Annotated in this window: 16 protein-coding genes and 1 pseudogene; 8 read left to right on the top strand and 9 right to left on the bottom strand. The window is 34.0% G+C overall.

Going from position 1 to position 20,181, the window contains the following annotated elements; genetic code table 11:
- Positions 1–85: 85 nt before the first annotated feature.
- The 3 genes from ACKJXD_RS04415 to rluD all read right to left on the bottom strand — a co-directional run bounded on the left by ACKJXD_RS04415 (position 86) and on the right by rluD (position 3,308).
- Positions 86–1,075, bottom strand: coding sequence for a hypothetical protein (locus ACKJXD_RS04415; protein ID WP_430875648.1), 990 nt, complete (start codon positions 1,073–1,075; stop codon positions 86–88).
- A 480-nt stretch (positions 1,076–1,555) separates the two neighbouring features.
- Positions 1,556–2,323 carry a peptidoglycan editing factor PgeF gene (pgeF, locus tag ACKJXD_RS04410; RefSeq protein WP_370632157.1) on the bottom strand — a complete coding sequence of 256 codons (768 nt, stop codon included), beginning with the start codon at positions 2,321–2,323 and terminating at the stop codon, positions 1,556–1,558.
- A 10-nt stretch (positions 2,324–2,333) separates the two neighbouring features.
- A complete protein-coding gene (gene rluD / locus ACKJXD_RS04405) occupies positions 2,334–3,308 on the bottom strand; it encodes a 23S rRNA pseudouridine(1911/1915/1917) synthase RluD (protein WP_220216856.1) in 975 nt (324 codons plus the stop codon).
- Between the two features lie 89 nt (positions 3,309–3,397).
- On the opposite strand from rluD, the pseudogene bamD reads away from it, so the two are divergent.
- Positions 3,398–4,120 (top strand): annotated as a pseudogene (gene bamD / locus ACKJXD_RS04400) (outer membrane protein assembly factor BamD); the annotation flags it as partial.
- A 177-nt stretch (positions 4,121–4,297) separates the two neighbouring features.
- On the opposite strand, the gene ACKJXD_RS04395 reads toward bamD, so the two are convergent.
- Both ACKJXD_RS04395 and ACKJXD_RS04390 read right to left on the bottom strand, forming a co-directional pair.
- Positions 4,298–4,912 (bottom strand): hypothetical protein, encoded by a 615-nt coding sequence (locus ACKJXD_RS04395; RefSeq protein WP_430875647.1) that lies wholly within the window; start codon positions 4,910–4,912, stop codon positions 4,298–4,300.
- A 598-nt stretch (positions 4,913–5,510) separates the two neighbouring features.
- Positions 5,511–5,978, bottom strand: coding sequence for a hypothetical protein (locus ACKJXD_RS04390; protein WP_430875646.1), 468 nt, complete (start codon positions 5,976–5,978; stop codon positions 5,511–5,513).
- A 246-nt stretch (positions 5,979–6,224) separates the two neighbouring features.
- Between ACKJXD_RS04390 and leuS the strand changes: the two genes are divergently transcribed.
- The 5 genes from leuS to infA all read left to right on the top strand — a co-directional run bounded on the left by leuS (position 6,225) and on the right by infA (position 11,446).
- Positions 6,225–8,807 (top strand): leucine--tRNA ligase, encoded by a 2,583-nt coding sequence (gene leuS, locus ACKJXD_RS04385; RefSeq protein WP_220216852.1) that lies wholly within the window; start codon positions 6,225–6,227, stop codon positions 8,805–8,807.
- A gap of 34 nt (positions 8,808–8,841) precedes the next feature.
- Positions 8,842–9,336 carry an LPS assembly lipoprotein LptE gene (gene lptE / locus ACKJXD_RS04380; protein WP_220216851.1) on the top strand — a complete coding sequence of 165 codons (495 nt, stop codon included), beginning with the start codon at positions 8,842–8,844 and terminating at the stop codon, positions 9,334–9,336.
- Positions 9,337–9,345: 9 nt separating this feature from the next.
- Positions 9,346–10,350: a DNA polymerase III subunit delta gene (gene holA, locus ACKJXD_RS04375; protein WP_430875645.1), complete on the top strand. Its 1,005-nt coding sequence runs from the start codon at positions 9,346–9,348 to the stop codon at positions 10,348–10,350.
- A complete protein-coding gene (nadD, locus tag ACKJXD_RS04370) occupies positions 10,344–11,000 on the top strand; it encodes a nicotinate-nucleotide adenylyltransferase (RefSeq protein ID WP_430875644.1) in 657 nt (218 codons plus the stop codon). Before holA ends, nadD begins: the two co-directional genes overlap by 7 nt.
- 227 nt (positions 11,001–11,227) lie before the next feature.
- Positions 11,228–11,446, top strand: a complete 219-nt coding sequence (gene infA, locus ACKJXD_RS04365; RefSeq protein ID WP_025315083.1) for a translation initiation factor IF-1 — start codon at positions 11,228–11,230, stop codon at positions 11,444–11,446.
- A gap of 123 nt (positions 11,447–11,569) precedes the next feature.
- On the opposite strand, the gene ACKJXD_RS04360 is transcribed toward infA, so the two are convergent.
- Entirely contained in the window at positions 11,570–13,012 is a 1,443-nt protein-coding gene (locus tag ACKJXD_RS04360) for an amino acid permease (protein WP_220216848.1), read from the bottom strand.
- Positions 13,013–13,225: 213 nt separating this feature from the next.
- Positions 13,226–13,492 (bottom strand): YkgJ family cysteine cluster protein, encoded by a 267-nt coding sequence (locus tag ACKJXD_RS04355; RefSeq protein WP_294827846.1) that lies wholly within the window; start codon positions 13,490–13,492, stop codon positions 13,226–13,228.
- A gap of 116 nt (positions 13,493–13,608) precedes the next feature.
- Here ACKJXD_RS04355 and yeiP point away from each other — a divergent pair, with 116 nt between their 5' ends.
- Positions 13,609–14,181 carry an elongation factor P-like protein YeiP gene (gene yeiP, locus ACKJXD_RS04350; protein ID WP_220216846.1) on the top strand — a complete coding sequence of 191 codons (573 nt, stop codon included), beginning with the start codon at positions 13,609–13,611 and terminating at the stop codon, positions 14,179–14,181.
- A gap of 14 nt (positions 14,182–14,195) precedes the next feature.
- Positions 14,196–15,092: a tRNA 2-thiocytidine(32) synthetase TtcA gene (ttcA, locus tag ACKJXD_RS04345; RefSeq protein WP_430875643.1), complete on the top strand. Its 897-nt coding sequence runs from the start codon at positions 14,196–14,198 to the stop codon at positions 15,090–15,092.
- Between the two features lie 169 nt (positions 15,093–15,261).
- Here the strand turns inward: ttcA and glnE are convergent, their stop codons facing one another.
- Complete coding sequence (gene glnE, locus ACKJXD_RS04340) at positions 15,262–18,090, bottom strand: bifunctional [glutamate--ammonia ligase]-adenylyl-L-tyrosine phosphorylase/[glutamate--ammonia-ligase] adenylyltransferase (RefSeq protein WP_430875642.1); 2,829 nt, start codon at positions 18,088–18,090, stop codon at positions 15,262–15,264.
- Between the two features lie 1,131 nt (positions 18,091–19,221).
- A complete protein-coding gene (locus ACKJXD_RS04335) occupies positions 19,222–20,166 on the bottom strand; it encodes an inorganic triphosphatase (protein ID WP_430875641.1) in 945 nt (314 codons plus the stop codon).
- Between the last annotated feature and the right edge of the window lie 15 nt (positions 20,167–20,181).

Raw genomic sequence — 20,181 nt, 5'->3', positions numbered from 1 at the left:
TTTAACAAGATAACCTACCTATATTGTTTTCTTCAAATACAAATTATTAACCTATTAAATTATTGATAATATTTAATATCGCCCTCTATTCTAAAGATCCATTTGTATCAGGAATATCATCAGCTAAACTATCCTCAATTTGCTTTAAATTTTGTTTTAAATTTTTAATTTCACATTGTGTGATTTCATTGAGATAATTTACTAATTTATCTTCATTTGAAGGAGCTCGTTTTTTTAGACAAAGTTTATCTAATCGCTTTTTAAGAGCAGGAAAAGAACTTTTATCGATATTTTCTTTTTGATCTAGTTCAGCTGTCTTTTGTTGTAATTGTTCAAAGTAATAAACATAGATGTCTTCATTTGAGCAATTCTCTTTGAACTCATTATTTAAACATTCCAAAAAGTCTTTATCATCATAATTAACGTTTTTATTTGGATCAGTTAATATATTGAAAACCCCAGGATAAGCAATTTGATAGCGTCCTTTGTGAAGTTTAGATACGATGAATCTAAAATTTTTAGTATCGATTTTATAATGTTCCCATAATTGAGGCTCGATTCGATCTTCAGACTCGGTTGCCATCAGAATATAAATATCGCCACTTGGCGCTATATAAAAATATTGATAACCCAGTAAAAATGAATTGCTTTGGTTCATAAAATTATTGGCTAGAATAATTTGGTCTTTAACAAACTCACCTTTAACAAGAGATAATATTAATTTCGCACCAACATAAAGATCACCTTTGATTTTATAATCAAAATATTCTTTATGTAGGACTAACTTTAAAGTGTCATTTTCAAATATAACCGTACTTTTATCGATTAAATTATATAAACCGCTAAAATCAAACTCCAGATGGTTTAAAGTACATCTTCGATCAATTTCTTTTCGTTGTGAATCATTCATTTCCCAATAATCATTGGGCAGAACGCAATCTCTTTCTATTTTCTTCATATTGGCGGTACTAATAAAAGAGTCACCTCGATATTCTTCAGGAATCTCGAATAATTGGCTATAAGAATTAGCACTTAAAAGTAATAGAACAATACCAATATAAAAAAAGCGTATCATTTATTATTCCTCAATTCATCTTTTTAAAACGTTACTTGATTCTTTGTATCAACATGAATTAGTTCTTAATTTATTCAATATATATCGTTATTTACGATCTATAATTTGATAAAGTTTAATCAAACCTAATCCGACAATCAAGATAATAGCGTTTATATAATTCTATATTATTTAGTTATTATAGATTATTTAATTAAACAACGGTTATTTATTTAGCATATTTAATCATTTTATTGTTTTAATAAAGTGATGTGAATAAAAATTATTAAGAATCAATGTAATTGAAATAAAAATGCTATTGAGTGGAATATTTAAGGACACAAAAAATGAGATTGAATAATAAAATACAAACATGATTTTTAGCTGGCAAAAAATATAGTTTACTTTTTTGTTAGCAATGTAGAAAATGATCAACAAACCTAAATAACTGTTAACTTTACAAGCCAGCTAATATTCATTTCTATAATTACCATATTGTTATTATTCAAACCAAATCATGGAAGCCATTCTTCCCGTTTTATTTTCTCGACGGTAGGAAAAGAACTTGTCTTGTTCAGTATAAGTACAATAATCACCGCCAAATATTTTGTTTATTCCTAATAAATTTAAACGTTGTTTGGCAATTAAATAAAGATCAGCAAGATATTTTTGTTCGGGTATATTGATCAACTTGAATGCGCTTTTAGCTTTTGGATCAAAGGATTCAAATTGTTTTTTTATTTCTTCACCCACTTCATATTTTTTAGCACTGATTGCCGGTCCCATCCAAACCAGAATTTCAGATGTTTTACATGAAAACTTTTTAATTGTTTCTTCTAAAATACCATGACACAATCCACGCCACCCAGCATGAGCCGCAGCAACTTCATCTCCTTTAGAAGAACAAAATAATACAGGCATACAATCAGCTGTTAAAACAACACAAACTTGTTTTGCTTGATGAGTGTAGGCTGCATCCGCTTCAAATATTTGCTTTGAATTGACTATTCCTATAGGTGCTTTTAATTCTATTTGTGAAATATCTAGAGCAGTCGTACTATGGGTTTGATTAAGCCAATAAGGCTCACTTGGAAGTTGTTCAGCTTGGATTAAGCGTCTACGGTTTTCTGCAATATTATTTATATCATCGCCTGTCCGCTCTCCCATGTTTAAACTTTCAAATGGCGGTAGACTGACCCCGCCCATTCGTGTCGTGGTTAATGCCCGAATATTTTTCGGTGCAAGCCAATAAGGATAAATCGATTTAATCATTTTTCTTTCACCAATCCAACTCATGTTTATGTAGTTCTGTATCTTCTTGTAGTGCTATAACTAGCCTTTGCATATCTTCAGGAATTGGCACATGCCATTCCATTTGTTCCCCAGTTACCGGATGAAACAATCTTAGCATTGTTGCGTGTAAAGCTTGTCTATCAAAATCACGCAATGTATTAATTAAAGATTGACTAGCTCCTTTCGGCGGTCGAGGACGTCCACCATACAGAGGATCACCGACTAAAGGATGAGCAATATGTGCTAAATGTACTCGAATTTGGTGTGTTCGTCCAGTTTCTAATCGTAAACGTAATCGTGTATGTAATCGATACTTTTCCATAACACGATAATGTGTTACCGCAGGTTTTCCTGTCGGAAATACCGCCATATGAGTACGTTTAGTTGGGTGTCGGGTAATAGGCTGATCTATCGTTCCCCCCGCCGTAATAATTCCCATAGCTACCGCTTCATATTCACGGGTTATTTCCCTTAATTGCAGAGATTCGACTAAATGTGTTTGGGCTACAATAGTTTTTGCAACGACCATCAAACCCGTCGTGTCTTTATCTAAGCGATGTACAATACCAGCTCTAGGCACTCGAGCTATTTCAGGACAATAATGTAATAGCGCATTTAACACTGTGCCATTTGGATTACCTGCTCCAGGATGAACAACTAAATCTCGTGGCTTATTTATCACTAAAATATCATCATCTTCATAAACAATGTCTAGTTTGATATCTTCTGGTTGATGATAAGTCTCTTCTTCAATTTCAGCATTGATGACAATTGTTTCACCGCCCAAAACTTTTTCTTTAGGTTTATTAACAATAACATTGTTAACTAAAACTTTATTATTAATAATCCAATCTTTAATTCTTGAACGAGAATAATCTGGAAAAAGTTCCGATAATGCTTGATCTAGACGCATTCCTAGTTGAGTGGATTCAATAACGTTGGTTAATTTTAATTCTTGCATATTAAATTTATCTATTTTAAGCTAATACATTTTAGAGTATTATATACTAATCATAACGCTTATTGTTTATTTTTTGGATTGGGAACCGAATGAAATCACGCTTATACTCTTTATTAGCTGTCGCTTTAAGTGGTGTGCTAATTGGCTGTACAACTACGAAGCCTGATGTTGAAAATGTATCAGAGGTTGAACTGCATGCTAAAGCGCAAGAAGCTTTAGATAATGGCAATTTAAAATCAAGCATCTCTGTTTTAGAAGCTTTAGATAAAACATATCCATTTGGCCCTTATTCTCAACAAACACAACTTGATTTGATTTATGCTTATTATAAATCAGCAGATTTACCTCTAGCCATTGCATCAATTGACCGTTTCTTGAAATTAAATCCAACTCACCCTAATATTGATTGGGTAATTTACGTTCGTGGTTTATCCAATATGGCACAAGATGATAATATGATTCAAGGTTGGTTTAACGTTGATCGTTCCGATCGTGATTCGCAATATGCAATGGCTGCTTTTAAAGATTTTTCTTATCTAGTCTCCAGTTTTCCATCGAGTTATTATGCAGCTGATGCACAAAAACGCCTTATATTTTTGAAAAATAGAATTTCACGGTATCAACTTAAAGTCGCTGAGTTTTATACTGAACGAGGTTCTTATGCTGCTGTAATCAATCGTGTTACACAAATGTTAGCACAATTTCCTGACACTGACTCAACAAAACAAGCATTGCTTTTAATGCGTAATGCTTATCAACAATTAGGTTTAACTGACGAGGCTGAAAAAGTAGATAAGTTAGTTCAAGCAAATCTTGAGAATATGCCAAAAGAGGAACAAAAGTCATATTTATCTAGATTTTTAAGTGTTTTTAATGGCGGCTAATTGACCATTAATCACCTCACAACCAAATTAGTATAAAACCAAAAATGGCTATTTAATTGTTTAAATAGCCATATTAGTATTTTATCATCAATAAACACTGACTCGTTACCTTCTGACATATAAATAACGATATTCTCCTTCATCTGTCATTGCTTTTGATATTCCTTGCAAAACTTTAGTAGTCAACGTTTTTTCCAATGAGAATAAAGAAAAATCTGGTTTTATAATATGTTCATCAACATATTGTGTAAATTGAAGAAATTGCTCTGTATCTTCTTTGGATAAAAATATACACTTTACTACCATTATACTAATAGGCATATTGTCAAACTCCAAGATAAGTGTGTGATATATTCCCACAACACTTTTAAATATTATTACTTTTCGTAATGCTGACCATTGAAAGGTTTGATTCAATGTTTTATGGTCATCAATACTAATCGAATATGAATTGACATTAATCGTCATTTTTTTACGGATCAAGCGAGTAATACATATAGCAAACAGAAAGATAGAAATTAATTCAGGAACAAGCATTCCAACAATAAAAATGACCTCAAAGTATTGGTTGGGAATCATCGGCATGATCGCATCAAAGAAAAATACAAATAAATACATGAGACAACCAAAGACTAAAAGACCAAAGCAAACAACGACTATAAATAAATTGATATATGAGCGCCGAGTAAAACAACGAAATTCAAATGTACGATTTTCCATAAGCTATTCCTTATATTTTTTTAGAAAAATATCTTAAGTTTTTTTTAAATACATTGAGAAGGAAAGATTTATTTCTTTTTATTTATATTGTTAACTTTATTGATCTTAATTCAAATAAATATTTGTATCAAATCATTCTTCTTGTTTCATCTATCGTTTGTAAACCTGTCAATAACCAATACAATTAGCAAATTATTTTTTATTAGCAATAATAGGTAGGACATATCACACAAGAGCAATATTGCCTAGATGTGATTGAAGCCCAAAAAGTCGATGAACTTATTTAAACCAATTTCGAAAATATACTGGTTGATGAGAAAAACTATTCTTTACGTTTCTTAACGTGCGTTTAATGGTAGCTAATATATTGAGCAATTAAAAGGCAGTTGAAGTTTATCAGTATAGTTTAAGGCTATTTAAACATTTCAATAGCCATTGTTTTATCATTAATTTATAAATAATAAATGTGCAATAGCTACTTTCTGACATAAAGGTAACGATATTCTAAATCATGTGAAACATCCGCTAGAAATTCAGCTGTTTTAGATGATAAAGTTTTATCCACCGAGAATAATGTAAAATCTGGTTTGAGAACTTGTTAATGAAGATATTGTGTAAATTCAAAAAATTGATCGATATCTTTTTTGGATAATAGTGGAATTCTTCCCTTTACTATCTGCATATTAATACGCTCATTGTCAAATTCCAGGATAAGTGTTTGATTAATCCAAATAGGGTTATCGACATTAAACATTATTACTTTTTGTAATGCTGACCATTGAAACGTTTGATTCAATTTTTTATGGTCATCAATATAGATCAAATATGAATTGACATTAAACGTCATTTTTTTACGGAATAAACTCACAATACTTATAGCAAACAAAACGGCAGAAAGTAAGCTCAACACTAGGATTCCACCAAAAAGAATCTCCATAAAATATTGTTTGGGGATCAAAGGCATGACAGCATCAGAAAGAAATAAAAGAATGAGATAATCTGCGACAAATGAAGCAAAGCTAATCGAAAACAATAAATGAGCGCCGAGTGAAACAACGAAATTCAAATGTACGATTTTCCATAAGAAGCTATTCCTTAAATTTTTTAGAATATATCTTAAGTTTTTTTAAATCTATTGAAAAGCAAAAATGTATTTCTTTTTATATTGTTAACTCTATTGATTTTAATTCTTATAAATATTGGTATCAAATCATTCTCCTTGTTTCATATATCGTTTGTAAAACGTGCCAATAACCAATACAATTAGCAAATTATTTTTTATTAGCAATAATAGATAGGACATTAATTCGTCATGCAAGAACAATATCGCCCAGATGAGATTGAAGCCAAAGTTCAACAACATTGGCTAGAGAACAAAACATTTCACGTTACTGAAGATGCATCTAAAGAGAAGTATTACTGCTTGTCAATGCTTCCTTATCCTTCAGGTCGTTTGCATCTTGGTCATGTCCGTAATTATACAATCGGTGATACGATCTCACGTTATCAACGTCTAAATGGTAAAAATGTATTACAACCAATAGGTTGGGATGCTTTCGGTTTACCCGCTGAGGGGGCGGCAGTAAAAAACAATACCGCACCAGCAAAATGGACTTACGAAAATATTGCTTACATGAAAAAGCAATTACAATTATTAGGTTTTGGTTATGATTGGGATCGTGAAGTCACCACTTGCCGACCGGAATACTACAAATGGGAACAATGGTTTTTTACTAAACTTTATGAGAAAGGTTTAGTTTACAAAAAGACTTCAGCAGTTAACTGGTGCCCTAACGATCAAACTGTTCTAGCTAATGAGCAAGTAGTTGAAGGTTGTTGTTGGCGTTGTAATACCCCCGTCGAGCGTAAAGAGATCCCACAATGGTTTATCAAAATTACTGACTATGCCGAAGAGCTACTCAATGATTTAGATACGCTTGAAGATTGGCCAGAACAAGTTAAAACAATGCAACGAAACTGGATTGGTCGTTCTGAAGGGGTCGAATTTGATTTTGCTGTAGAAAACTACAATGATAAATTGCGTGTTTATACAACTCGCCCTGATACCTTAATGGGCGTAAGTTTTGTCTCAGTTGCCGCTGAGCACCCACTAGCACAATTAGCAGCGAAAAATAATCCGAAAATTGCTGAATTTATTGCAGAATGCAAAAATACCAAAACCGCAGAAGCCGATATGGCAACAATGGAGAAAAAAGGCATCGCCACTGGGTTTTATGCTATTCATCCGTTAACGGGTAATAAAGTGCCGGTATGGATTGCCAACTTTGTCTTAATTGAATATGGCACTGGTGCAGTAATGGCAGTACCGGGACATGATGAGCGAGATTATGAGTTTGCATCAAAATATAATCTGCCAATTAAACCAGTTATCTTAAATCAAGATGGGCAAGCTCCTGACCTGTCTGAAAATGCTTATACTGAACATGGTAAGCTATTTAATTCGGGTGAATTTGATGGACTTAATTTTGAGCAAGCATTCAATGCTATCGCCGACAAATTGACTGCATTGGGTATTGGTGAGCGTAAAGTCAATTATCGCTTGCGTGATTGGGGTGTTTCCCGTCAACGTTATTGGGGCGCACCGATTCCAATGGTCACCCTTGAAGATGGAACCACCATTCCGACGCCAGAAGACCAATTACCGGTTATTTTACCTGAAGACGTCGAAATGAATGGAATAACCAGTCCAATTAAAGCCGATCCAAATTGGGCAAAAACGACTGTTAATGGTCAAGCGGCACTTCGTGAAACCGATACCTTTGATACCTTTATGGAATCATCATGGTATTACGCACGTTATACTTGTCCGCACTATGACAAGGGCATGTTAGATGAAAAAGCAGCGAATTACTGGTTACCTGTCGATCAGTACGTTGGTGGTATTGAACATGCCATTATGCATTTACTTTATTTTAGATTCTTTCATAAATTAATGCGTGATTTTGGCTTAGTCAGCTCTGATGAACCAGCTAAACGATTACTTTGTCAAGGTATGGTACTTGCTGATGCATTTTATTATACCAGTCCAACAAACGAACGCATTTGGGTATCACCGACCGAAGTCACCATTGAACGTGACGAAAAAGGTCGCATTTGCAAGGCAATCGACAGCAAAGGTAATGAACTTGTACATGCAGGTATGACTAAAATGTCGAAATCGAAAAATAACGGCATCGATCCACAAGAAATGGTTGAAAAATATGGTGCTGACACAGTTCGATTATTTATGATGTTTGCCTCGCCTGCTGATATGACGCTTGAATGGCAAGAATCAGGTGTTGAAGGGGCTAACCGTTTTATTAAACGTGTTTGGCGTTTAGTGTATGAGTATGCACAGCAAGGTAAAAGTGTCAAATTAGATGTGACACAATTGAATGCTGAACAAAAAACATTACGTCGTGAACTTCATAAAACCATTGCCAAAGTCAGTGATGATATTGGACGTCGACAAACATTTAATACAGCAATTGCTGCTGTCATGGAGTTTATGAATCGTCTACAAAAAGCACCTTTAGAAAACGACCAAGACTATGCATTAATGAACGAAGCTTTAAATGCGATTGTCCGCCTACTTTATCCAATGATTCCGCATGTTTGTTTTGTTATGTGGCAAGCATTAGGGCATAGTGAATCAATCGATAATGCAACATGGCCGATTGCTGATGAATCAGCGATGATTGAAGATGAAAAACTCATCGTAGTACAAATTAATGGTAAAGTACGTGGCAAATTCACTGTACCTGCTAATGCTGAGCAAGATTTTGTTGTAGAACAAGCTAAACAAGAACCTAACATTCAAAAATATCTGGCTGATGTAACTATTCGCAAAGTCATTTATGTACCAGGGAAGTTATTGAATTTGGTTGTTGGTTAATATTGTTAATGACGAAAAATTGGTGGTAATTCTTATGAAAAAATATATAGCTATAATCATGCTAATGGCAATATCACTCTCGGGGTGTGGATTCCATTTGCAAAATGAAAACGATATACCGTCAAGATTTAAAACTATGTCTTATATAAGTTATGACCCATATGGCAAATTATCTAGATATGTTAAAGAAATCTTGCACGATAATCAGGTAAAATTAGTGACTGATGATGCTTCAGGTCAATATCCAACACTTAGTATTACAAGTGAACATATTGATCGTAATACCATATCAATTTATAAAGATGGTAAAGCGGCAGAATATCAACTCGTTTTAACTGTACAAGCTCAAGCTGTAACGAATGGTAAACAAATCTATCCAATTAATGTACGAGTATTCCGTACATTCTTTGATAATCCATCAAACCCATTAGCTAAAACAGCAGAACAAAATTTAGTTGAAGATGAAATGTATAAACAGGCAGCAAAACAGGTTTTACGTAAGTTAAAATCTGTTGATGCAGTAAAATAATAGTGTTTTATGATAAAAATCGGCGCTGACCAAATCAATCATCAATTAGGATCACCCTATTATTTATTAATAGGGAGTGATCCTTATCTGCAACATTATGCACTCACTCAATTACGCAATACATTTGGACAAAAAGGATTTGATGAACAACTGGCATTTACTATAGACAATCAAACAGATTGGTCTGCAATTTATGACAGTTGTCAGGCATTAAATCTATTTTCGAATAACACACTTATCTTTCTTGATTTTGGTGATAATGCATTAAATACTGCGTTAATAACAAAACTCAATACATTAAGTGAAGTGTTAACACCTGATATTGCATTAATAATTAGTTTAAATAAGATAACGAAAACTCAAGAAAACGCAACATGGTATAAAGCGTTAGCTGATAAACTTGTTATCGTTAATTGTACAACCCCTGATACCTTACAGTTACCTCAGTGGATAAAAAACCATCTTCAGATAAAAAAAATAGACATTGAACCACAAGCGATTGAGTTACTTTGTTATTATTATGAAGGTAATTTACTTGCTTTGACACAAATCATCGAACAATTACAATTACTCTACCCTAATCATAAAATTACTTATGAACAGGTTGAAAATAATATCAATGATTCAGCTGTATTTAGTCCATATCATTGGATTGATGCTATGGTTGCCAATAAATCAAAACGCGCAACGCATATCTTACAACAATTAAGAATGAATGATATTGAACCCTTAATCCTCATGCGAATTTTTCAACGAGAACTCATTCTAATCATCAATTTGAAAAAATCCTCAGAAAAAAATTCGCTTAAACAGGCGTTTGATAAATTTAAAGTATGGCAAAACAAAAGAGCTTTGTATACATCCTATTTAAATCGTAATGATATAAAAAATCTATTTACCACTTTGGCTAAATTAACCGAGATTGAGATCGGTGTAAAACATGATAGCCAATTGCGTATTTGGGACAATTTGAATAGTTTGATGATGCAATTTATGGGATTGAATCAATGCTAACCGCTCTATTTGGTGGCACATTCGATCCTATTCATTATGGTCATCTACGCCCTGCAATTTCATTAGCACAAGAAGTGGGGGTAAAACAGATAGTTTTATTACCCAATAAAATACCTCCTCATAAACCACAACCCATAGCAACCATAAAACAGCGTTTGACAATGTTAGCATTAGCTATTGAAGATTTGCCTCTGTTTACCATTGATACACGTGAAATTGCTCCTAGCGATGCAAATCGCCCTTCTTATACTATTGATACATTGCAGCAATGGCGTAATGAAAACGGGAAAACGGCATCACTTGCATTTATTATGGGACAAGATTCATTATTGAATTTGCCTAGTTGGCATAAATGGCAATCATTACTGGATTATTGCCATTTGATTATCTGCCAGCGACCAAATTATGCCGCAAGGACTGATAACGTTGAATTTCAACAATGGATTGATAAAAATCGAACGAATAATGTAAAACATTTGCATGATTCTGCTCAGGGGTATATCTATTTTTCTCATACACCATTAGAAGATATTTCGGCAACGCAAATCAGGCAAAAAATTAAGAATCAACAATGTTGTGAAGATTTATTACCTTTAAAAGTTCGGCAATATATTCAACAACAAGGTCTTTACTATGCAAAGAAAAATTAGAAATAACTTTACTTCTGGGAGTTTTTTCGGCATTATTTTGCGGCGATACTTACATATTGTAAGTTAAGCTTTTATATGTTTATACGCAATACTATTTTGTCGTATGATAAAATACAAAACTAGTCATAAAAGAATAGTACTATAATTTTACTTTTCTTTCCCTAAAAAAAGGGATGTCATTAATGAATTGTGTATATTTAATTTGTTTTTATTATTAAGAGGCCCCAATGGCAAAAGAAGATAACATTGAAATGCAAGGTACCATACTTGATACTCTTCCTAACACGATGTTTCGTGTTGAACTTGAAAATGGTCATGTCGTTACTGCACATATTTCTGGCAAAATGCGAAAAAACTATATTCGTATTTTAACTGGCGATAAAGTTACTGTTGAAATGACGCCTTACGATCTTTCTAAAGCACGTATCATCTTCCGTAGTCGCTAATATCGTTATCAAACTTGTTAATTAAAAATTAACTAACCTTAATGGGTTATTTTTCTCTTTTTTAATAAAATTCCGTCGACATAATTGTCGACGGAAGAGAAAAATTTAGCCGACTTTCTCAAACTAGTCTGTTTGAGAAAAATCCATATCTTTGTACTTCACCCATTTGGTTTTCTTCACTATCTTATAACCTAAATAAATAATGAAAAATAATGGAATACCAACATAAGTCGCTATTACACCATTCCAATCAATGGTATCTTGTAAAAATGCTTCATAGTTTTGCCCAAGAGTGATGGTAAGACAAAGCACAAAAGCGAATATAGGCCCGAATGGAAAACAACTAGAACGATAAGGTAATTTTTTAACATCATAACCTTGAGCTATATACCCTTTTCTAAACCGATAGTGACTAATTGCGATCCCAAGCCAAGCAATAAATCCGGTCATACCCGACATATTAAGAAGCCATAAATACACTTCCTGATCTTTGTACATCGAGGTTAAAAAACATAACATAGCAACAAATGTTGTGGCTAGTAATGCAAATCGAGGCACCCCGGTTGAAGATAATCTTGAAAAGATTTTAGGTGCTTTTCCTTCTTTCGCTAAAGCATATAGCATACGTGTCGAGGCATATAAACCAGAATTACCTGCGGATAAAACTGACGTTAAAATAACCGCATTCATTATGGCAGCTGCCGATAATAAGCCAGCATGTTGGAATACTAATGTAAATGGGCTGACACTAATGTCGGTCTCCTCATTACGAAGTAAATTAGGATCGGTATAAGGAATAATTAAACTGATGACTAAAATTGCAAAAATATAAAATAGCAAAATACGCCAAAAAACTTGCTTCATTGCTTTAGGAATATTTTTTTCAGGATCTTTTGATTCGCCGGCTGCAATACCAATGAGTTCTGTACCTTGGAACGAAAAGCCGACCACCATAGCAACACCAATCATGGAAGAAAATCCGCCAACAAAAGGCGCATCACCAACAGTCCAATTCTGCAAACCGGTACTTTCACCACCACGCAAAATACCGACAATCATTAATAAGCCAACTATAATAAAAACAATCACAGTAACCACTTTAATTAATGAAAACCAAAACTCTGCTTCACCAAAACCTTTGACAGAGATATAATTTAGGCAAAAAATAATGCTTAAAAATAACAAACTCCAAAGCCAACTATACGCTCCAGCATCAAACCAATACGAAATCACCAGTTGCGCAGCAACCAGATCCACCGCAACGGTAATTGCCCAGTTGTACCAATAATTCCAACCTATCGCAAATCCGAACGCCTCATCAACATAACGAGCGCCATAAGTCGCAAATGTCCCGGATACAGGTAAATATGCAGCAAGTTCACCAAGGCTGGTCATTAAAAAGTAAACCATTACACCAATAATGGCATAGGAAAGCAAAGCACCACCAGGCCCTGCCTGTGCAACTGTTGCACCGGATGCAACAAAAAGCCCAGTTCCAATTGAGCCACCGATTGCAATCATGGCTAAATGGCGAGCCTTTAAATCCCGTTTTAATTTATTTTTCATAACAAAAATCTTCTTTTAAAGAAAGTAAATGTAATTAAGAAAAAATCAGTTTCCAATCGGATATTTTAAAAAATTGATAGAAAACGCTATTTATCTTAATTATTGTGTATATTTATCATTGAATAATGAAATGCGGTGAAGTGTATCAAAAAAAAAACAATACGAGATAAATAATTCTAATAATTGCGCAAGTTTATTAAAAATTAGCAATATTTAGGCGCTAGTGACCTGTTCTAATTGAGTTAAATAATCTAAAGCTTGTTTACGATTACTGCCACACATTTCTATACACGGCTTTAATCGACAACAAACCTTTGGTCTGGAGGATTGTCCAAAGAGTTGACATTGAAAACGACTATCTAAATGGATACAGGGCACGCCGGCAGGCTTGCCATTGGGCATTCCGGGAATAATGGACGAGATCGAAGGTGCAATACAGCAGGCCCCACAATTTTGACGACATTTAACCAATTCTGTCATAAGATTCCTTTAATTTAAGGAACATCGATAAATTTTGATGGTGACAATAGCAAGATAGCGGTAAAATAGCGAGCTAAATTTTAAATTCGATTTTAAAACCTCACAAAGAAACTATTATGGCAAAAGCAAATGAAATAAAACGTGGCGATGCCGTCACTTATAATGGCAAATTATTACTGGTTAAAGACATTGATGTTCAAAGTCCAAGTGCCCGTGGTGCAAGTACACTTTATAAAATGCGTTTTACCGATGTAAAGACAGGCGGTAAAGTTGAAGAGCGATTTAAAGGTGACGATATTATCGAAACGATTGAACTTTTTCGACGTCCAGTCAGCTTTTCCTATATCGATGGTGATGAATATGTCTTTATGGACAATGAAGACTATACGCCATTTATTTTCAAAAAAGCACAAATTGAAGAAGAACTTCTTTTTATTCCAGAAGGTGGCATGAACGGCATTCAAGTACTCATGGCTGATGGCGAAGTCGTTGCATTGGAATTACCGCAAACGGTTGATCTAGAAATTATTGAGACCTCACCAAGTATCAAAGGGGCATCAGCAAGTGCTCGCACTAAACCAGCCACATTATCAACTGGACTTGTTATTCAAGTTCCGGAATACATTGATAACAATGAAAAGGTCAAAATTCATATCGCCGAACGTCGCTATATGGGACGATCAGAATAACGTATTAATTTGTCATGAAAACCTATAATCAAAACAAACTCCATAAACGATTGCGTCGCCTTACTGGTGAAGCGATCGCTGATTTTAATATGATCGAAGAAGGCGATCGTATTATGGTCTGTTTATCAGGCGGTAAAGATAGTTATACCTTGCTTGATATTTTATTAAATTTAAAGATCAGTGCGCCTATTAATTTTGATCTCATTGCCGTTAATTTAGATCAAAAGCAACCTGGATTTCCTGAACATGTATTACCGCAATACCTTGAGTCGTTAGGCATTGAATATAAAATAGTTCAAGAAAATACCTATGGTATTGTTAAAGAAAAAATACCAGAAGGTAAAACAACTTGTTCGCTATGTTCACGTCTGCGCCGTGGTATTTTATATCGCACCGCAACCGAACTTGGCGCCACAAAAATTGCCTTAGGTCATCATCGTGACGATATTTTAGAAACCTTGTTTTTAAATATGTTTTACGGTGGTAAACTTAAAGCAATGCCACCCAAATTAATGAATGATTCAGGTGAACATATCATTATTCGACCGCTTGCGTATTGCAAAGAAAAAGACATTGCAAAATATGCTGAAATTAAGCAATTTCCAATAATTCCTTGTAACCTTTGTGGTTCACAGCCTAATTTACAACGTCAAGTGATTAAAGAGATGCTTAATGAATGGGATAAAAAATATCCCGGACGCATTGAAACCATGTTCCGTGCAACCCAAAATATTACTCTATCGCATCTTTGTGATACCTCACTTTTTGATTTCAAAGGAATTAAAAAGGGGGATCGTGTAATTAATGGAGGAGATATAGCATTTGATCATGAAGATATGCCCCAACCGATTGGATTTGATGCATCCGACCTTGAAGATCAAAACATGATCTTATGGAAAGAAGTTAAATAAATCTATATATTATCGCTATCTTGTAAAATTATCCCACTAAACACTTTAGTGGGATGACAAATCTAAAATATCATTTTTGCGTCAATTTTGATAGCGTTAACTCACTGATAACATTCAATCGATTACTCGATCGATAAATTTTAAATTGATTATCAATCATTAATATTTTTCAATTCATTAACCATTTAGACCAACTCTGATTGACGATTTGTTTTTCCTCAACAAAACAGGTGTTATCAACCGTGCTGGGTAATAGTTGTAATGATAATTGATGAATTTCGTTACGCATATCAATATAAGCTTGAGTGAGCTTTTGGGCTTCATCCTGTTCCATAATTTGATAATTAGCGGCTAACTCTAATATCCGAACGTTATCGCTCCAAGTTGTCATTTTAGGATAATGATGTGCATAATTAAGCACAAGATATTGTGATAAAAATTCAATATCCCCTATTCCACCCTGATCAATTTTTAAATTAAATGAATCCGGTTGAGTTGACCCCAAATGAGTACGCATTTTTTCACGCATTTCTCTAACTTCGGTTTTTAATTGGTGTTCATCACGTACTTTACAAAGAACTTTATGTCGAATTTGTTTAAAACGCTCAATAAGTTCAACTTCGCCATAAATGGCTCTGGCGCGAACTAATGCTTGATGCTCCCAAGTCCATGCTTCATGCATTTGATAGTCCTCAAAAGCAGCTAAACTGCAAGCCAATAAACCCGCCTCCCCTTGCGGACGTAAACGAACATCAACTTCATACAAAATACCAAAACTGGTACGTACATTGAATAAATGGATAATACGCTGAACTAAGCGAAGATAGAATTGACGACTATCTATCTGTTTTTCTCCCTTAGTCATACTGTTAACAGGGCAGTCATGTAAAAAAACTAAATCTAAATCCGACCCATAACCCAGCTCCCAACCGCCCAATTTACCATAAGCAATAACCACTAAACCTTTATGATCATCAGTAAGATGTTCTGGCTTGCCATATCGAGCTATCATTTGATTCCAAGCCATTTGAACAACAAAATCAAGGAGAGCTTCGGCCACAAACGTTAAATGATCACTCACTTTCATGGTGGTTAATACATGCGCAACATCGGCTGCGGCAATATGCAATAATTGCATCTGCTTGAACTGGCGTAGTGCTTCAAGTTGTTGTTCTTCATCATCAACTTGAATGCGAAGCAAATATTGATAAAGTTCACTTTTATATTCATTCGGGGCAACCGTTTGATAAAGTGAATGAATATCGATGAGTTCATCTAACAAGATCGGATAATGCGCCAACTGATCACTAATCATCGGGGAAGCACTACATAACCGAATTAACTGCTTCAATGCGGTGGGATATTCAAGTAATAATTCTAAATAGGTGGTACGGCTAACAATATTGACTAACAAAGGGAAAATTCTTGCTAACACAGTTAAGGCATTTTTTTCATTACAAAGTATTTCTAATAATCTCGGCATAAGTTGATCGAGGATTTCTCGCCCACGAACCCCAATTGTCCGTTTACCAATATCATTGCGAAATTGTAACAACAATTGACAAAGCTGGTTTGCCGTTTGTTCAGCATAGTTAGGTAACACCGCTTTGACATCACTTAATTCTAAGTCTGGTACCCATAAATCATCAAACTTATCATTATATTGTTTAGACTGGGTGGATTCGGACTGTTCATCGCCGATTAATTCATTGAATATTTCACGGTTGATCAACATTCTTTTTGCCAAGTCTTGTTCAAAATTTTCCCAATTGTCAAACCCCATACTAATTGCTAAACGCATTTGATCAAGTTCATTGTCTGGCAAAGTTTGGGTTTGCTCGTCATTAATCGCTTGTAAAAGATTTTCACAACGACGTAAAAAAAGATAATTTTCTCGAAGTAAGATCACTTCACTGAGTTTCAGTAATGATTCTTGCTCAATGACCTGCAAAGCACTTAATAACGAACGTGTCTGCAAGCCAACCACTCGACCACCTCGAATAAGTTGAAAAACTTGAACAATAAACTCAATTTCCCGAATGCCGCCAGCGCCAAGTTTAATATTGTTTTTTAAGCCACGACGACGGACTTCTCGCTCAATCATACTTTTCATGTTTCGCAGTGACTGTAAAACACTAAAATCGATATAACGGCGATAAATAAAAGGTTTAAGCATTTGATAGAGTTCTTGGGTATAAGGATCATGCTGATCACCTAATACCTTTGCTTTCACCATTGCATAACGTTCCCAATCTCGACCTTGTTCTTGATAATAATCTTCCATAGAAGAAAAGCTAAGAACCAATGGACCTCCATCGCCTAAAGGGCGTAAACGCATATCAACACGGTAAACAAATCCATCTTCTGTAATCTGATCAAGCGTTTTAATTAAACGTTGTCCTAAACGCGTAAAAAAAACCGCATTATCCAGTTCTCGACGTCCACCTTGTGTCTGTCCATGTTCTGGATAAGTGAAAATTAAATCAATATCAGACGAAAAGTTTAGCTCGCCGCCACCCAATTTGCCCATACCTAAAATCAATAACGGTTGGGGTTTACCTTGCATATTGCTTGGCGTTCCCCATTCTTGACAACTTAATGTATAGAGCCAATCACGAGCGGTGACAACAATTATTTCTGCCAATTCACTCAGTTGTAGCAAAATCTGTTCATCACTACTTGCCTTTATTAATTGAGACCATGCAAGACGAATTAGCATTTTATGGCGAAATTGCCTTAAAGTTTTCATTAATGTGGCTTCATCCACGACTGAAACTAACTGTTCATTTAACCAAGATTGATAATATTGTCTTTCATCTGCCAGTGGTGGGTTTTGTACAAAATCAGCAAGCCAATGTGGAAAACGAGAAAATGCCTCAACAAGAAAATTACTTTGGACTAAAATATCAAGGTTTGCTTGTACCAGAACGGGATCACATTGTTGAAGCTGATTGATAACTCTTAACTGTTGATCTTTAAAAAGATTAGATTGTGGCATTTTTCTGTCTCTCACAAGGTATTATCGGGTTTGAATTGTTAGATCATTGCATCAACGCCATTTACTATAACCGAAAACATAATCTGAGTATTACGTTAAAACTGATTTTCACCAATACATCTATAACAACTTGTATTATTGCGTGATATTAATTTTATTTTTTGAATCAAATAACAGTTTAGTCATAATTCTAACCAGTATCGAACTTAAAATAAACACCATTCCTATCGTTATCCATGTATAACACAATAAAAAGTTATTGGAGAATCTATAGAATGCTTGTAAATATTCATACAGAAAAACAGATACCCAAAAAATTATTGCAACCAAGATACAGTTGAAAATAAATATAATTAGCGAACTAAATATAAGCTTTTTCAGGTTTAAAATTTCTGTTACGCCTGTAAAACATTTTCTCAACAAAAAATAGCCTATCAAATTAGTCATGAATAAAAATAGAGCTAAAATTGTTATACTAATTATTGAACCTTTTAAACTGTGATAAGGCACCCAAAAAAGTAAAGAAAATATCAACGTGTTAAAATAACAATTATAAAGCGAAATAAATAACCCAAAATGTAACCGCTGACTTTCTGATCGAGTTAATACGTCATTACTGCGAATAAAAATTTTATTCAATAATTTAAAACTAAGATAAGCCCATAGTGTTATAAAAATATAACTAATTAATATGTTAACAAAATTAATCAATTCATGAGTTAGAGAAGAATAATAGATAACAGAATTTGAATAATTAAGTTTAGATCCAACCCAAGAAAAGATATCACGGTAAAAAAGCCATCGTCCTGCAACCTCCATTGAGGTGAATAATATGGCGACAAGTAAAGTATTAGTAATATTTCTCGAATTGACTTGATGAATGGAATATTTATTAAATAGTACTATGGAAACAACAAATAAAACAATTGAACAGGGTATTTGGAAGAGGAAATAGATGACTACCTGCTTAGTTAAATACCGAATAAATTGGTTATTTGTCATATCTAACAGTAAAGGATAATCATCAAATCCAATAACATAGACTATGGTATATAAAATATTAAATAACCAATAAAATAAAACTAATAATAGTGGTAATTTAAAAAAAGTCCTATCCATTTTCATATTCAACTATATTCCATTTATTTTAGAAATTAGCCTTAGTTTGAGTTTTGTGTTTACTCCGCTATAAGCAAACTTTGCAATCGAGTCAATACATTGTATTGCCATTTGCCACTGCTCAAATTCTGGCTCAATTTGAAGATTTTTATTTATTAACACTTCGTTTATTTGAATAATTAATTGTTTATAATAAGTTAAATCATTATTTTCTAGGGCATATTCTTCATTTTGTTGCCAAAAGTTGAGTAAATTTGGTAAATCTTGTCCAATTTGTGCAGAAAAGATTTCAGCAATAATAGGTGAATTCAATAATAAACGGTAACCTCTTGAAGCCTTACTCTGCGAAAAAAGATGTAAGTTAAAACGACTTAACTCAATCGCGAAGTTAATCAAATCTTGTTTATTACCTTGTTTTATTTCGAGTTCAACTTCTTGTATTGGTTGAAATTTACCATTTGAGGTTATTTTGCCTAAATCTAAAGCAACTTCAATTTCGCTATTCGCGAACGAGAGTAACCACACTTGACGGGTAAAGTTAGTAGTAAAAAGTGGTTTTAAATTTTGCTGCAACTTTACAATGTCACAATCGTTAGGAAATACGCCTACAGGAAATAGAGATAAATCGAGTTGTGGACGATTTAAATCAACATTATATTCAGCACGTTCATGCAAACCGGCGATAGAATGACTATCACGTTTTAAGGTCATTTCACACTGTTTACTTTCGTTGCTTTCAGTTACTCTAAGTCTTAATCCACAATGATGATTTCGCAAATAATTATCCGCTGTGTCATAGTAGCAGTTATACAAAGATAAGTTTGAAAATGTACGCTGATTGTTCGATAAGCTCGAAAACTCAAGCTCATCACTACTTGCCCATTGGTTTAAAAAAGATTGTAGATCAGCAATGTCACAATTATTTATCTGGAATTTTAACTCAATTTCATTACTCATGAATTCAAACGGGAA

The sequence above is a fragment of the Gilliamella sp. G0441 genome (assembly GCF_050589305.1).
Taxonomy (GTDB): Bacteria; Pseudomonadota; Gammaproteobacteria; order Enterobacterales; family Orbaceae; genus Gilliamella.
Note: the sequence above shows the minus strand (reverse complement) of the source record. Positions and strands in the feature narration are given on the sequence as shown.